This window comes from Gluconobacter roseus, assembly GCF_046058915.1.
Taxonomy (GTDB): domain Bacteria; phylum Pseudomonadota; class Alphaproteobacteria; order Acetobacterales; family Acetobacteraceae; genus Gluconobacter; species Gluconobacter roseus_A.
Genome location: NZ_CP175538.1, coordinates 2,108,894 through 2,125,400, shown reverse-complemented (window position 1 = coordinate 2,125,400; position 16,507 = coordinate 2,108,894). Strand labels below are relative to the sequence as shown.

At 58.1% G+C, this 16,507-nt stretch carries 10 protein-coding genes and 1 pseudogene; 2 read left to right on the top strand and 9 right to left on the bottom strand.

Annotated elements, in window-relative coordinates; translation table 11 throughout:
* The first annotated feature begins 247 nt into the window (after positions 1 to 247).
* Positions 248 to 787 (top strand): DNA starvation/stationary phase protection protein Dps, encoded by a 540-nt coding sequence (gene dps / locus ACJ2A4_RS09925; RefSeq protein ID WP_062511274.1) that lies wholly within the window; start codon positions 248 to 250, stop codon positions 785 to 787.
* 64 nt (positions 788 to 851) lie between these two features.
* On the opposite strand, the gene ACJ2A4_RS09920 is transcribed toward dps, so the two are convergent.
* The 8 genes and pseudogenes from ACJ2A4_RS09920 to ACJ2A4_RS09885 all read right to left on the bottom strand — a co-directional run bounded on the left by ACJ2A4_RS09920 (position 852) and on the right by ACJ2A4_RS09885 (position 14,063).
* On the bottom strand, positions 852 to 1,226 hold the full coding sequence (locus ACJ2A4_RS09920) for a hypothetical protein (RefSeq protein WP_408872699.1): 375 nt from the start codon (positions 1,224 to 1,226) through the stop codon (positions 852 to 854).
* A 651-nt stretch (positions 1,227 to 1,877) separates the two neighbouring features.
* Positions 1,878 to 3,110, bottom strand: coding sequence for a glycosyltransferase family 4 protein (locus tag ACJ2A4_RS09915; RefSeq protein WP_408872698.1), 1,233 nt, complete (start codon positions 3,108 to 3,110; stop codon positions 1,878 to 1,880).
* Positions 3,111 to 3,242: 132 nt separating this feature from the next.
* Positions 3,243 to 4,235, bottom strand: a complete 993-nt coding sequence (locus ACJ2A4_RS09910) for a hypothetical protein (RefSeq protein WP_408872697.1) — start codon at positions 4,233 to 4,235, stop codon at positions 3,243 to 3,245.
* A 183-nt stretch (positions 4,236 to 4,418) separates the two neighbouring features.
* A complete protein-coding gene (locus ACJ2A4_RS09905; RefSeq protein ID WP_408872696.1) occupies positions 4,419 to 7,277 on the bottom strand; it encodes a glycosyltransferase in 2,859 nt (952 codons plus the stop codon).
* A gap of 110 nt (positions 7,278 to 7,387) precedes the next feature.
* Complete coding sequence (locus ACJ2A4_RS09900; RefSeq protein WP_408872695.1) at positions 7,388 to 9,160, bottom strand: tetratricopeptide repeat protein; 1,773 nt, start codon at positions 9,158 to 9,160, stop codon at positions 7,388 to 7,390.
* 93 nt (positions 9,161 to 9,253) lie between these two features.
* Positions 9,254 to 10,715 (bottom strand): annotated as a pseudogene (locus ACJ2A4_RS09895) (HlyD family type I secretion periplasmic adaptor subunit).
* A 2-nt stretch (positions 10,716 to 10,717) separates the two neighbouring features.
* Entirely contained in the window at positions 10,718 to 12,868 is a 2,151-nt protein-coding gene (locus tag ACJ2A4_RS09890; protein WP_408874153.1) for a peptidase domain-containing ABC transporter, read from the bottom strand.
* Positions 12,869 to 13,289: 421 nt separating this feature from the next.
* Positions 13,290 to 14,063, bottom strand: coding sequence for an SDR family oxidoreductase (locus ACJ2A4_RS09885; protein WP_408872694.1), 774 nt, complete (start codon positions 14,061 to 14,063; stop codon positions 13,290 to 13,292).
* 133 nt (positions 14,064 to 14,196) lie between these two features.
* Here ACJ2A4_RS09885 and ACJ2A4_RS09880 point away from each other — a divergent pair, with 133 nt between their 5' ends.
* The gene (locus ACJ2A4_RS09880; RefSeq protein WP_408874152.1) at positions 14,197 to 15,117 is read left to right on the top strand and encodes a LysR family transcriptional regulator; all 921 of its coding nucleotides are present in this window, start codon (positions 14,197 to 14,199) and stop codon (positions 15,115 to 15,117) included.
* Between the two features lie 195 nt (positions 15,118 to 15,312).
* Here ACJ2A4_RS09880 and ACJ2A4_RS09875 read toward each other — a convergent pair.
* Positions 15,313 to 16,499, bottom strand: a protein-coding gene (locus tag ACJ2A4_RS09875) for an IS3 family transposase (protein ID WP_408872693.1) whose coding sequence is annotated in 2 segments (ribosomal slippage) — positions 15,313 to 16,229 and positions 16,229 to 16,499 — 1,188 coding nt in all. Because the reading frame shifts where the segments join, the coding sequence is not laid out codon by codon here.
* Between the last annotated feature and the right edge of the window lie 8 nt (positions 16,500 to 16,507).

The window sequence follows — 16,507 nt, the reverse complement described above, 5'->3', positions numbered from 1 at the left end:
TGAAAGATTTATGTCATCAGCGAACGAAACGGTGACTGTAGATCGTCCCTGCGCGCGGGGCGGCACTGCCGGATTTTACATTATACGCAGGACGGAACTGTCAGGACACGCCCGGAGTTTGGATGGGAACTGTGGCACATGTAACACGTTTGGGAGACTGACAGCCTGCATGAGAGCAGGCGCCAAGATCTTTCAGCAACCTGATGACCCGCCTTCGGGTCGTATTCAGATGCTCAGGAGTAGTCCCATGGCTTCCAGAACAGACCGCCACGTGACGCAGAACAACACTGCGGACAACACCAAGAACGTTTCCATCGAGACGCTGAACGCCCGGCTTTCGGACTTGATTGATCTGGCGCTTATCACCAAACAGGCCCACTGGAATCTTAAGGGCCCGCAGTTCATCGGTGTCCATGAAATGCTTGATGGCTTCCGGTCCAGCATTGACGGGTTCTCGGATACGGTTGCCGAGCGCGCTGTCCAGCTTGGCGGTACGGCGCTGGGAACGGTGCAGGAGGTTTCAAAAAACAGTGCCTGCACACCTTACCCGACCAATGTCTACCGCGTTGCTGACCATCTCGCAGCCCTGATCGACCGCTACGCCACAGTCGCAAACAACATGCGCGAGTCCATCAAGGTGACGGACGAGGCCGGTGATGACGATACGGCCGACGTGTTTACGGAAGTGTCTCGTGGCCTCGACAAGCATCTGTGGTTCCTTGAGGCCCATGTCCAGGAACCGACCGGTGAGATGCGTGATGGCGACCATAAAGGCAGCCGTAGCTGATCCTTTTGCCATTCCATCAGTATCGTTCAGCGCTCCGCAGGCTTCCTGCGGAGCGTTCTGCATTTCAGAGGCAGCGTTCGAGATGCTCGCGCGCAAAGGTCAGATCGGCCGCTTCATGAGTCCAAAGTTCAACGTCTGACTGAACGGGGATGGTGCTGTCTGACTGGGCCTCTAAAACGACAGACGTAGCAGTTGGTCCGGCAGGCTCGGATGCTGGAAGAACCGGCGAGATCGTGGACGCCAGATGTTCAAAATCATGGATCTGCAACGGGCCAGGTTCAACGCCGGACTTCTGCTGCACGATCCAGTCCTTCGTCAGCTCCCGCAGATTGCCCCATTCCCGCTCACCTTCCGCAGATACCGGGCCAGACAGCCCTGCCTTCACCGCAGCGGCGAGATCATGAATGTCCGAATTCGTGAGCAGGCTCGGATGTGACAACGCATCCTTTCTGCAAACCCAACGTCCCACCGCAGCTTTCAGAGCTGATACTGCTTCATTCGTCATGATGGCTTGTCCTTTCTGGCGCTGCGTCTGATTCCATGCCCGGAAACGACCTTATACCCTCATCGAATTACTGAAAAATTCCGACAAAGACTGAGTTTATTCCAAGTCCCTTTCAGGCCGTTGATAACTATAAACCAAATACAGCAAAGCTCTTGAAGCCCCTTTTTCCTACACGGTGGCATTCGATATGCACAGCAAGACACAGACGGAATATCCGCTGCTGCAGATCTGCATTCTTCTAATTCGCTGCCCTCGGATAAACTGGGGAGCTGTTCTCCACAACCAGCACATTACATCCATGGCATTCAGAGAGTCTGCCCAGGTAGCTTCACAAACATTATGGAAGAGAAATCTGCAAACTCTTTCGTAGGGACCGTCATCCCGCCGAAGGGGCCGATCTGTTCCGTCTGTATATGATCCTGAACAATGGTGGCGCTGATGGCTTGATGCCGATCTGCAGATTGATTGCCAGAACCAGTTCCACGCGTTCATTGAAGAGTACGACGTCACTTACATGGACAACGGTTCGTCCTGGCATAGCACCTGGCAGCGGGGAAGGATCAGGCTTCCCCGCGGTGTATTTATTCAGGACCGGTGCATATTTACAATCCGGGCGACAAGATCGTCATATCGCTTCAGATAATCGCTCAGACAGAGCTCAGCCTCAGCGTAACGGCGGGCCTCCTGCCCCAAACGACGGGCGGTTTTCTTGTCATCCAGAATGGCAAGCGTTGTTTCGGCAATCTTTTCCGGCTCGAGAAACGGTACCAGACGACCAGTCACGTCATTCGTAATGAATTCCCTGACCGGCGCGGTGTCACTACCGATGATGGGACAACCCGTCGCCATGGCCTCACGGAGAGACCAGGAAGCAACGAACGGATAGGTCAGGTAGAGATGGGCATCCGAGCGCCGCAGAAGAGCCCGGAAATCATCGTATTCGATCTTGCCGACAAAATGCACGCGATCGAGATCGAGCTTGTCTCCAAGCTCGCGCAGCATGATCTCACGCCAGCTTCCGCCCCCTGGAGGAAGCGTGCCGTAACTGACCTTGTCGCCTCCTACGAGAATGACATGCGCATCCTTGCGCTCTGCAAGGATGCGCGGGAGTGCGCGCATGACCACATGAAAGCCGCGATAAGGTTCAAGATCACGCGCGACATAGGTCACGAGCGGCATTTTGGGCGTGATGCGGACATCCTTGATGACAAGGTTGCGCCGTCTGGCCTGCGGTTCCGGAGAACAGAGTTCCAGATTGACCCCTTCGCGCAGCAGGGAAATCTTTTCCTGTGCCCAGCCGGGATAGGTGCCAAGCTGGAACTGGGTTGGGCTCTGGCCATATCCGTTCGCCAGACAGAGTGCCTGCAGATTGATCGCGTTCTTGACCCTGACGGCTGCAGCAAGTTCCGGAGACGGAGGAAATTCAGGATCGAAGCCGACATCATTACGGTCGGCATGATAGAAAAACTCGAAATATCCGAGGATCGGACAGTTCGGGAAAACATCACCAAGATTGAGCAGTTCGCCCCAGCCATGATGGCCGATGATGATGTCGGGCTCATAACCCAGTCCCTTGAGCGTCCGGGCGGCCTTCGCGACGGCTTCGGCACGGAGCAGACCGTATTCGAACTCCCTCAGATGGGGATGGGTTTCCATTGAGGGCAGGCGCGGTACGCGATAGATGGCACGCCGCACACCGGGGATATGGCCATTATTTGCTTCGGAAATGAAGACGATTTCGTGGTCCTGCGCCTGAAGATGACGGACGAAATGCAGGAACTGTCCTGGAAAGTTTTGGTGAACGAATAGATAACGCACATCGTCTCCGGAGCGACTGGAAGCCTCTGCGGCTTCCTGTTCGCACAAGGAGAGGAGAGCAGATGGCGGCAGTTTTTAAAATGACCGGAGAAGGCACCTTCCTTCTCCGGTCAGTCAGACATCACTGATGAATCAGGATGCCGAAACAGGCTTGCGCTTTTTCGAGGCAGTTGGCTTGGCCTTGGCTTCAGCCGACTTCGGTGTACGCGCCTTGGCAGGAGCTTTTGCGGCGTCCTTGGGAGCTTCGGTCTTGGGTGCAGAAATTTCTTCACCCTCGGGCACGATTTCCAGCAGGAAGGCCTCCAGCGGGGCAAGGCTTTCCGCCTCAAGCGCTTCGGTGCCATCCACAGGGCCAAGACGTGTGCCATCCGTGAATGTCGCCGTCAGGCGGATCTTGTGCGTTTCGGCGGACTTGCCCTTCAGACGGACACGGAGCCCGAGAATTGGAAGCGCCATGCCGCGCGAACCGCAATACTGGCCACCTTCAGCCCACGGAGACAGCCAGCCCTTGCCGAGAACCGCCTGATATTCGATGTCGGAAGCAGGAATGCCGTCTTCGGGAGCAATGCTGAAGCCTTCGATCCAGCTCTGGCTGCCAGGGACGCCCATCCAGTGTCCAATGCCGGTTGCAACATCACCGCGGCGCTGGATGTGAGCAGAAATATCATTGGCAATTTTCTCGGCCACAGTTTCCGTGGCCGTTTCCGCAGCCGCTGCTGCAGCAGTGACCGGAGCCGCAGCAGCCGGAACAGCCGGCTGGGCAGGAGCCGATGTGATCGGGCCAGCCAGCTGGGCAACCTGCAGACGGGGAGCCGGATGGGCGCTGTCCGGTTCCTGATAGGTCGTCACCAGTACGGCAGCCGGGCCACGCATGACGCGGACAAGAGCTGCGCCGTTCGATCCGCCGATCCAGCCATCTTCTTCAAAGGTGCTGACCGTCACGATTCCCGGCGGCGTACCTGGTGCGCGCGAAATCCGGACGCCCGGCAGTCCTGCCGGGCCGGCAGGAGCCTGTCCGGCAGCATGAAAAATGCAGAAAATTCCTGCATCCAGCACCATCATATGCGCCCCGGCCTTGAGGTCGATGACCCGGTTCTGTCGCGGTGCTTCGGCGGCGTTAGACATTCCCTACTCCCAATTGCGTCCGTTCTTGCGGGCAATAATAACGGCATGTTTCATGAACTGTCACGAGTGGTCATCACAGTTATGAGCAGCATCCCGACGATGTGTTACAACAGCCTTCTAGAAATATCGGCTTCTGTTTCACCATTATAGTGGCCTGTTTCGTTAGAAAAGGTAAACCACCTGTCATCGGGATGCACCCCATCGTTGCAACAGGATCATCGCAAGCTGAAAAGGCGGCATCCCGAGTGGGACAGCAAGGCCGGTCGTGCTTTTCCTGATCCGTTCTCCCTGCGCGCCCAGATCGAAACAGACGGCGTCCAGACCACTGCGCCAGACCTGCCCCAGGGCATAACACCAGGTTTCCGGCGCCACGGAAGGGATCAGCCCTACATCCGGCTGCTGTTGCCGGATCAGATCCTGCACTTCCTCTTCACGATATTCTCCGGTGACACGGACACCGCGAGAAATCAGGGCGTCGTCGTCATGCGTATGTCCGACCAGCGACAGTTCGATAGGCAGACGGTGGGCTTGGATTTCGGTTGCCAGTGCCAGCAGGACATCATAGCCCTTCCACTGACTGATCCCGCCCACGACGCAGACCCGGAGCGGCTGATCCGATCGCGCATGGTCGTGCGGCCGGATGGCGGTCCGCAGGGCACTATCGTCTTCCAGCGGGATAGCCTCGATCGTCAGACCGGGGAAATGCCGCCCGATCCGCCGTACCGTGTCATCCGAAGGGGCCATGAGCATACGTGCTCCGGACAATTCACTGGCAGAACGGGCCAGCAGTTCGGGAAGCGATAGGTCTTCCCCGAGATAACTTCCCCACCGTGTCACACAAAGTTCACAGCCTGACAGGTCGGGTTCCCCACAGTAACGCCCTTCCCCGTCACAGAGCGAGATACGCGGACAGAACCAGACGTGATCATGGATGAACACGTCATACGGCACACCGAGCGCCTCATGCAAACTCCGGATACAGGGCGCATGACCAATCAGATGATGCCATTCCACTGCTTCAACCCGCAGGGCCCTGAGCAGATCCAGCAGCGACGGCAGTTCATCCGGCAGGCGGAACTTCAGGTTGGGATAGCGTTTCCCATCCAGAGCATATTCCAGCCGGCATCCGCTTTCATGCGGTCGCAGGGCAAGTGCGAGAAGTCCCGCAGCCTCGAACGCTTCCGACCGCTCCCGTACGACGCGCCCGACACCGCCGCCAGCGTCATGCTGCACCATGAGAACGGCAGACCTGCCCGCGGCCAGACGAACCAGTCCCGCCGCATCCAGTCTGCGTCGCGTTCTATGCAGCGGATCGGCCGCGATGAAGCGCCTGACGAGCGCGTCATAACCGGGATGCAGGGCGTTGAGGATTTTCAGATTGCGCGCACCCAGTGCCTTTCGGGCCGTTCCGAAGGAGGCAGAGCCGACATGCGCGACAAAAAGTTCCGGTGCGGCCAGATGGCGAAAGCCTCTTGCCGAAGCCCGGAGACAGAAGTCATTTTCCTCACCGTAACCCTGGGCGAACAGATCCTCGCGGAACAGGCCGATCTCTGCCAGACAGTCGGCGGAAATCCCCATGCAAAACCCGTGGGCCGTGGGCAGGTCAATTTCGTCGCCTGTACCCGCGTCCTGTGATCTGAAAACGTCCCGGCACAGACGGTCCATTGCACGCATATCCGTCAGAGACGGGATCGGATTGGGACGTTCAACGGACGGATAGGACAGGATGGTCGCGTCATTCGACAGCGGTGTAACGGTCCCGACATCCGAATGGACAAGCCTGGCACGCAGACGCTCGACCCAGCCTGCGGGAACCAGCGTATCACTGTTGAGCAGCAGGATATCCCGCCCTTCTGCTGCGCGCATGCCATCATTGGCGGAAATCGGAAACCCCATGTTCCGGTCATGACGGATCAGGACGATCCGACCTTCTTCCGCCAGTTTATCGAGCGCGCTGGCAAGAGACGGTTCCGGGGTTGCGTCATCCACGACAATCACAGGCACATCGGGCGGTCGCGTCGCCAGAACGGTTCGCAGACAGGCCAGCGTACGGGTGCGGTCGGCATAGACCGGGATCACGATCGCACAGCCGGGACTTTCGCGGGAACGATGCGGACGCAGGGCCGCAGCTTCAACCTTTACGGGTTGCAGGCGCGCCGGCAGGCCGCGTCTGCGCCCGGCCACCAGCTTTCCGACCATGGGATCGACAGGAGCGCCTGCCAGAAGGCGCCCGTTTTCGTCCCGCAATTCGATGGGGCCCGTATCGCCCTTCGGACAATGTGAGGACGAAATATGAAATGCCCGGTTGCGGGCCAGGGGAATGTCGCTGTCGACATCCTGAGCGAAGGTCTCAACACGAAGGCTGGAACCGTCCCAGAGCGTTATGCAGGGGGCATATTCGGGTTCGGCAGGTGTCCAGATCCAGCCGCTCAATCCATCCGCCGTTGCCTCAACAAAAGATTCACACCGGGTCAGCGCCGGAATATCGAGCGGACTCCCCAGAACATGCTGCCGCCCGGCACGGATCTCCAGCCGCCTGGCCGAACGCCAGCCTTCTGGAAGATCATGCAAACCATCCCTTAAGCCTTGCGCGATCTCCTGCCCGTCCAGCAACAGCCGGACCGGCTTGGACGTCCTGATAAGAGCCGTGCCTGCATTGGAAACCGTCACCCAGCCCGGAAACCCCGCAGAAGTGGCGATCTGATCTGCGAGCGGATGAGTCTCCGGCGTGGCATGAAAGCATGAGAGGGCCGCCTGCATCCGGGCGGTAGCCTCTTCTACACGCTGCAGCCGCATAAGACAGATAACTTCCAGAAACGCAGCTTCCCGCAACCCGAAATCCTGTCGCAGGTCCCCCATGCGAACCAGACAGTCCGTGATCCGACCGGCTGACAGGCAGGCCAGCCCAACCGACCATTTCAGATTGGGATTGTGCCGCGACATCCGTTCGGCACGCTCGAGCCAGAACAGACCGAGGGATGTGTTGCCGCTCTGAAAAGCGGCCTGTCCTCTGGCAAAGGCTTCCTGGGCCCTGCGGCTCATGGCATCCCGCCAGAGGGCCCGGTCTTCATCGCTGACAATCTGACCAAAGCCCGCAAACGCCGCTCTGGATATATTCCGGTCGGAGGAAGAGTGATTAGCAGCCACGGAGATCAGTCATCATCGTCCGGCTGCGCCTCGTCCAGCATGGCCAGCTCGACTTCAGCATCCTTGATATTCTGCGCTTTTGCCCGCTCCAGCCAGATCCGCCCTTCCACGGGATCCGTCACGCCGGCCAGTCCGCGCACGAGATAACGGCCGAGCATCATCTGGGCGAGGCCGTTCCCACGTTGAGCGGCCTTTCGGAACCACAGCTGGGCCTGCTGACGGTTTTCGGGCACGTCATGCCCTCCTCCGTACATCGCAGCAAGCGAGAACATGGCATCCACGTTTCCACTCTCGGCGGCATTCCGGTAAAGGCTCAGTGCCTTCTCATGATCCTTGCGTCCGTTGATGCTTCCATCAACGAGCAGACCGGCCACTGTGACCTGCGCCTCGGCCATGCCCGCATCAGCGGCCTTTTCCATCCAGTAAAGGGCCTGTGTGGGATCAGGGTGTACCCCCCGTCCCTCCAGCAGCATCATGCCGTACCAGTACTGGGCGTTGACAACACCGTCGGCAGCCTTCTGCATCCAGCGGGCCGCCTCACGTCCGTTTTGTGTGCCAGTCACTCCCTCGGCAAAGCACACACCAAGATTGTAGGCACCCACCAGATCACCCTTCTCAGCCGCCTTTTCGAAGCGTTCATGGAGCGCCTGTTTTTCATCCGGGCTTGCCGCAGCACCTGCCAGGATCAGGTTCCCGAAATCGGCATCCGCATGGGCATCACCGGCTTCAGAAGCGATCTTGAACCAGTGCGTTGCGACATCGGGATCCTGATGAACGCCATTGCCCGTCAGATAAAGCAGCCCCAAAGCACGCGCGGCCCCCGCATGTTTCTGTTCCGCAGCCAGCCGGTACCATTTGGCGGCTTCCATAAGATTGGGAGGCAGATCGCCACCATTGGCACACAGATCACCAAGCAGGGCCGCGGACTGTGTATCGCCGTTCGCTGCCGCCCGCTTCAGCCAGGTTTCTGCACGTCCATAATGTTTAGGAGTGCCAATCCCTTCCAGCAGCATCAGCCCGTATTTGGCCTGAGCCGTGACAACATTGCGCTCCGCGGCCTCACGAAAGCAGGTGGCTGCCTTGCCAAGATCGCGCGATACCCCGGACCCTGATTCATACATCCGGCCCAGAATATCGAAAGCAGTTCCGAGACCACCTTTCGTCGCTTCCTGCAGATGTCTGGCCGCAGACGACAGTTCCTCACCGGTCGTAGCCTCCCGGAGAATGCAAAGCGCCACCCCCAGGTGACCCTGCGAACAACCGGCCTCGGCAGAGCGTTCATACCAGGTGCGGGCCTGTGGCAGGTCCTGAAGATCCGCAGGACCGTTCGTCAGGATGTACCCAAGAAGAGCCTGGGCATCCGGCGACCCCGCTTCAGCCGCAGTTTTGGCCCAGCGGTATCCGAGATGAAAATCCGGATGCCTAGGGCCGGTCTGAGGCGTCTGGGAAAGATCCAGTCCTTCGCTGGACGTCTGGATCTCAAACCCTTCCGGCAGCCCTACGGTATAAAGCGTCGCAAGAACAAAGCCCGCTTCGACATGACCAGCCTGAGCGGCAAGATAGATCCACCGGGCTCCATCTTCGAGACTGGGTGGAGCACCAAGCCCATCCAGATAGGCGCGGCCTATCCGAAACGATGCCTCTGCATCTCCGGCGGCAGCAAGACGGCTGAGGAGTGTAAATCCCTTAACAGCCTGGCCGGTTTCCGTAAGGTGAATTGCATATTCCAGCTTTCCCCGCGAAGAGAAAAGGGCACCAATACGATGTTTAAGCGGCATGAGCGGCACAGGTCCTGAATAACTGTCTTATGAAAACGCCCGGACTTTGCCGGGCGTTCCTTCGAGCGCTTTTAGGAATGCTCCATACTTCTGCTATGGCTCCCTCATGCCATTCGTGAGCGCAGGCGTAAGCTTGTTGAACAGGTACTGCAGCACGGTCCGTTTTCCGACATCGATATCGGCTTCCACCGCCATACCCGGCATCGGATGGAAGAAGGAAGGCTGACCGTGAAGTGTGTAGCGGTCAATCCGCAGACGAACACGATAAACACCTGAAGCGCCAGTATCCTCGGGGGAAGCATTTCCATTTCCACCAGCACCACCGTTCTGCGAAGACGGCGTGAAGGCGTCTGCACTGATGACTTCGAACCGTCGCTTCCGCACCCCCATACTGCTCATACGGGAATGTCGCGAATTTCAGGAGCGCATGGTCTCCGACCTGAACGAAGCCCACATCCTGCGAGCGCAGAACGGCTTCCATTTCAAGACCATAACCTGTGGGAACGAGCGTAATGAACTGTCCTGCCGATTGCAGGACAGAGCCGACAGATCCCTGTGCAATCGTCAGGACGACGCCATCTTCGGGTGCCCGCAGCAGAACAAGATCCTGTCGAAGACGTGCTTTTTCATATGAACTGCGATATTCCGCCAGATGGTGACCGGCTTCGGTAAGCTCCGAATAAATCTTGGCCTGCCAGTTTCCGATATAGCCGTCACGTTCCGCCTTCATGGCAGCCAGTTTTTTCTCTGCAGAATTGGCACTCTGCTGAGCCGCGATCTCGGCCCGTTCGGCTTCCATCATTTCTGTCTGGGCGCCAAGGGTTGAAAGACGGGAGCCCACCTGATCAGCCTGTTCCCGCTGACGCATCTGCAGAACCTCGGAAGCGACACGCATTTTGCTGCCATACATGGCGGCATTGGCACGATAGCCCTGGATATCGCTCTCGAGGCTGGCAATCTGCTGGGCATAGTTTTCGACATGTGCCTGATATTCGTTCTTGCGTCGCAGGAACGCGGCCCCCTGCTCCACCGAAGCCGGATCGTTCAGGTTGACATGATAGTCCTGATCCGCTGCTTCAGCTTTCAGGCGATCATATTCCGCCTGATAGGCATCACGCTGCTGACCCATATTCGTAATGTCGGCTTCGCTAATGGTTGGGTCGAGATGAGCGAGGACATCACCCTTTTTTACGAAATCGCCAACATGGACATCGATGGAGCGGATGATAGCTGTTTCAAGCGGCTGCACGACAATGGTCGGCTGCGTTGAGATCAGGCGTCCCGGTGTCGCGACCACACGATTAATCGGGAACAGCGCCATGGCCGCCAGACAGGCCAGGAACAGACATCCGATCAGCAGGATGATATAGCGGGCAGCCGGTGTCGCTGGAAGATTGACGAGCCCCGCAGTCGGCGAATGGAACTCAAGCAGCGCCAGCGGCATATCATTGGGCGCGAACGGATCCGTAGCTGTCCGAGGGATGTGCTGGTTGAAATCTTCATCGGACTGACGCAGCGTATTATCGTCATGCGGAATCATGTCGGAAGAGCTCATGATTACTCTCCTTCCGTCAGCTGCCCGGCAGCGCCGGGAACGTCGTTATCTGTCATGTGCCGGTTCTGCTGCAACCAGAGCATACGATAGATCTCGCACCGCTCCAGAAGTACCCTGTGCGGAGCGATGTCAACGAGTTTGCCCTGGTCCATGACCGCGATCTGATGACAGTTCACAAGCGAGGACAGACGGTGGGAAACGATCACCATTGTTCTGCCTTTACCGATCCGTTGCAGATTGGCATTCACCAGAGCTTCGGATTCCGGATCCAGAGCCGATGTCGCCTCATCCAGGATCATCAGCTTCGGATCACTGATGACAGCACGGGCAATTGCAAGCCGTTGCCGCTGCCCACCCGAGATATTGGTCGAACCTTCCTCGATCCAGGTGTCATAGCCCGCAGGCATGCGTTCGATAAACTCTTCCGCACCAGCGAGACGCGCTGCGCGGATTGCATCATCGATCGTCAGGCCAGGACGGCCCGCCGTGATGTTATCGCGGATTGTTCCACGGAACAGGAAGTTGTCCTGGAGCACCACGCCAAATGAGCGACGCAGATGGGTCAGATTGATTTCCCGCAGATCCACACCATCGAGACGCAGATACCCCGTGTAGTTACGGCTTACACCCTGCAGCAGGCGGGTAATTGTCGACTTACCAGATCCTGAACGTCCAACGAGACCCAGCATCGTTCCGGCGGGGATATCGAATGTGACATCGTTCAGTGCCTTGGACGTCGACCCCGGATAACAGAAATCAACATGATTGAAAGAAAGTGCTCCTTTGACGACAGGACGCATACCTGTTGTCAGCGCCTTGGTTTCCGTCGGTTGATTCAGCACAGCACCGGCTTCGCTTAGAGAGACACTGACCTCATTGAAAGCTTCCATCAGCTTGGCAAGACTGACGAGCGGACTGGCCACACGTCCACCCAGCATCATAAACCCCATGAGCGCGCCCGCCTGCATGGAACTTGCGTTAGTCAGGATCAGATAGGCTCCAACCAGAATAATGCCGCGGTTGATGAAGATTTCAAAAGGCATGACCAGAGTCTGTGGCCAGCTGGCCATGCGCCCGGCAGCCAGCTTCCAGCGTACCACTTCTGCCGTCCGCTCATCCCACAGCTCCCGCCGGGTAGATTCAAGAGCCAGTGTCTTGACGGTCCGGATACCGGCGACCGTTTCGTAGAGGATTGAGCCGCGCTTCATTTCTGCAAGCACTTGTCGGCTAATGGCACGGGTGACAGCCGGAAGGAATATCACCACGATCAGGCCGATGCAGCCTGCCCCGGCCAGCGTCATCCATGCGAGCGTTGCACTCAGCACAAACAGCACAGGCAGGATTACGACAAGCGTAAAGAGATCCAACAGGGTGGTCATCAACTGGCCGGTCAGAAAGTCCCTGACCTTGAAAACAGCCATGAAACGGCCGAGAATCTCGCCTGTCTGTTCGCGTTCATAAAACTCCAGCGGAAGTGCAAGAAGTCTGTTGAAAGCGTGCAGCGAAATCCTGGCATCCAAGCGGGTGGACAGGATCAGCGACAGTTCCCGCCGGGCATAGGTCAGCAGGATTTCGTAAAAGGCAAGAATGATGACAAAGGCGCTCAGCGAGATCAGTGTCGCCATGGAGTGATAGTTCACCACGCGATCGATAACCTGCATGACGATCAGCGCGGGAAAGATCTGAATGATGCTCAGGATTAGCGATGCAAAGGCAATGTCACGCATCACCTTCTTTTCGCGAAGCACCATCTTCACGAACCACAGCAGGTCAAATTTTGCGTCGGCCTCGGATTCGTCGCGACGACGTTTGACCAGCAGGACATCGCCGGTCCAGACCTGCATGAGACGCAGTTCATCTACTGGGACAGGGGCATCACCCTCGCCACCCATCGGATCACGAAGCCATACCACGCCCTTGCCGGCATCGGCACGCACCATCAGCCCGGCAGAGCCATCCTTGAACATCAGGACAACGGGCGGGGAATTGCGGATCTTGATGAGGTAACGCCACCGGAGGCGCATACCCTTGGCAACGGCACCCTGTTCGTTCAGCCATCTTGCAAGGGTGGCAGGAGAAGGCGAGTCCTCACCTGGCTCTGCCGCAAAATCGCGGATATCCAGTTCAAGGCCGTGATAACGGGCTGCGGCCAGGACAGCATAAAGCCGGATAACGGTCGGACTGACTCTTCCGTCCGGGCCTGACAAGCTCTGGGTATGCTCCACGAAATGTCCTCTATGCTGTTGTCGCACGCAGGCGGCACCAAAGGTAGGAACGCCAGTTCATGTTCTCATGAATAGAGAAGACTCTCTTTTCCGTCACCACCCTTGCGGGCGGGAACTGAAAAATATCTGGCATCAGCATAGTCTGGAGAGATCAAAAACTCATTAAGGGCTTAAAGCATAGACACTCTCATCACATGACCGTTTTATTGAAAACACGGGATATGAGCAGAAAAATCATATCCCGTGTCCTGTATTCCAGCCCTGAAGTTTTCGTCTTTGCCAGTTCCGTTACCGCAGATTGCGGCTTCCCAAAGGCGTCAGCGTTCTGCGTCCAGCCTTTCAAAGAGTGTTACTTTGTCGTGTAACCGCCATTGACGAGAATGGTCTGTCCGGTCATCCACCAGCCATCCGAGATCAGACAGCGGACGATCGGCACAATGTCCTCGATGTCGGTCAAACCCGTACGACTGAAAGCCGACAGGGCAGCCGCGCTTTTGTGGTAGGCTATGGCTTCCGGCGCTTCCTGTCCGTAGAAAAACGGCGTGTCCATCGGCCCCGGCCCGATCGCATTGACGGAAATGCCACGCGCGCCGAACTCCTTGGATGCCGCACGTGTCACATGCTCGACGGCCGCTTTCGACCCGGCATAGGTCGAATAGAACGGCGTATAGGCGCCAAGCAGGGATGTCACGATGGTCAGGAGCTTGCCATTATCGTTCAGATGACGTCCGGCTTCCTTGATGAAGAAATAGGCCGCCTTCGCGTTGATCGCGAACATCTCGTCATACTCTTCCTCGGACGTTTCGAGGATCGGCTTCTTGAGCACCTTTCCGACGGTATTGATGGCAATATCCGGCTTTCCGACGGCCGCAATAACGTCTTCGAAAAGCTTCGCATTGGCGCCGGCAGTCGTCAGATCTCCCTGAAACGCCTGTGCCTTGACACCCTGCGCCTTCAGGGCGGCGACCGTGGCGTTGGCATCGGCCTTCGTGGCGGCGCTGTTGTAATGGATGGCAATGGCAGCCGCGCCCTGCGCCGCGAGATCGCGGGCAATCAGGCCACCGAGATTTTTGGCTCCACCCGTGATGAGAGCAGTTTTTCCCTTGATGCTGTGATCGGCCATGAGAGCGGCCTCCTTGCGCTGATGGATGACAATCTGAACTATGATTTGTCAGGAAAGCTGTAAAAAGGGCGAAGTTCTGACATCATCTGTCAGAAAAACCGAACAAACCGGATGTCCTGACGTCGGAGGCATGATGGACCGCATAGACCTGTTCCGCATTTTCGTACGGGTTGCGGAAAGCGGAAGCTTCACCCACGCCGCCGACACGCTTCAGATGCCGCGCTCCACCGTCTCAACCGCTGTGCAGGAGCTGGAAAACCGGCTCGGAACCCAACTCCTGACCCGCACGACACGCTCCGTCCGGCTTACGGAGGACGGAAAGCTGTTCCACCAGAATGCGCTGCGCCTTCTGGTGGATTTCGAGGATGCCGAAAACCAGTTCCGTCTCCGCCGGGAGGAAACGCGGGGACATGTGAAGGTCAACCTGCCCGGAAGGATTGGCCGACTGATCGTAGCCCCGGCCCTGCCGCAATTCCTGGAGCGCCATCCGGGTCTGGATATCGAGCTTGGGATGACCGACCGGAGCATCAATCTGGCCGAAGACGGCACTGACTGCGTGCTGCGCGTCGGGCCGCTGCGGGATTCCAGCCTGATCGGACGCAGGCTCGGGATGCTGCCTGTTCTCAACGTGGCCAGCCCTGCTTATCTGGCCCGGCAGGGTACACCCTGTACGCTTGAAGACCTCCCCAGCCATCAGGCCATTCTCTATGCGTCTCCATCCACCGGCAGGATCGAGGAGTGGGAATGGGAAGCGGACGGGCGGGAAGAAAGCATGCCGCTTCAGGGACGGGTAACGGTCAATAGTGCAGAAGGCGCCGTAGCGTGCTGTCTCGCCGGACTGGGACTGGCCCAGCTTCCGGCTTATGATGTGCTGCCTCATATCCACAAAGGCGAGCTTGTGGATGTTCTGCCGCAATGGCGTCCGGCTCCGCTTCCCATGACGCTGCTCTATCCCCACCGGAAGCATCTTTCCCGGCGGCTGGAAGTGTTCACGGACTGGCTAACGGAGCTGCTGAACGAGCACTGCTTTCCAGCCGGTCCCCTTCCCTTTTGACGGGGAATGGCCCATCTGAAGGGAGACTTCTTCAGTCCTGATTGGATAAACGATGCAGTTCTCCCGCATCTACGCCTCCCTTCCCGAACGCTTCTCCGCGCCTCTCACTCCGGCACCGCCGCGTGATCCGCAGGTAAAGGTGGTCCCGTCCGTTCGGACAGTTTTGCGGGCTTGATAAGCTATACCCGGTTGTTGTTATGCCGCCCTTCTGACGGCGTTGCTGTTGGCCCTCTGGTCCGGGGTTAACCCCGGACCAGATGGCGTCGGCACGTTATGATACGCCTCATCGGGCGTTCGTCCAGCCAGCGCCGTATGCGGACGCCTTTCGTTATAATGGGCGATCCATCTGCCAAGCCCGGCCCTCAGCTCTGATCCGGTCTCGAACGCGTACAGGTAGACGCATTCGTATTTCAGCGACCGCCACAGGCGCTCGATGAACACGTTGTCCAGCCAGCGACCGCGCCCATCCATGCTGATGCGGATCTGACGCTCTTCCAGTATCCCGCTGAAACGGGGTGTCGTAAATTGCGACCCCTGGTCAGTATTGAAAATGTCCGGGGCGCCATAGCGCATGAGGGCATCCTGTAGCGCCTCGATACAGAACTCCACGTCCATCGTGTTCGACAGACGCCAGGACAGGACCTTGCGCGTGAACCAGTCCATGATCGCCACGAGATAGAGAAATCCCCGTTTCATGGGAATATATGTGATATCGGAACACCAGACCTGGTCAGGCCGATTGATGACCAGATCCCGTAGCAGATATGGATATTTCCGATGCTCCGGATGGGGCACGGTCGTGCGCGGCTTCTGGTAGATCGCCCGCAGGCCCATGATCGCCATGATCCGCCGGACCCGCTTGCGGCCCACTTCATGTCCCTGGCGGCGCAGATGCCATGTCATCTGCCGTGAGCCATAATACGGCGTTTCCAGGAACTGGGCGTCGATCAGCCGCATCAGCTCCAGATTGGCTTCGCTCTGTGGCACAGGCCGATAGTAGACGCCCGACCGGTTGAGTTGCAGTAGCGTGCATTGCCGGATTATCGGCAGGCATGCTCTCTTCGGGTCAATCATCTGCCGCCTCTGATCACGCCCAACCGAGCAGAGGCATCCCGCAAAAAATCCCGTTCCACCAGCAACTGGCCGATCTTCGCGTGCAGTTTCTCCACATCAGCAGGGCTGACCGGCGGCTCAGCCACCGTCTTCCCGGAAAAGGTCGCCGCCATCCCCTCGATCGCCTGCCGTTTCCACTGTGCGATCATCGTCTGATGCACTCCATGTTTCGAAGCCAGTTCCGCCAGCGTCAGTTCCCCACGGATCGCCTCCAGCGCAACCCGTGACTTGAACTCTGCCGCATACCTCTTCCGCGTAACCTTGCCCATAAAACCCG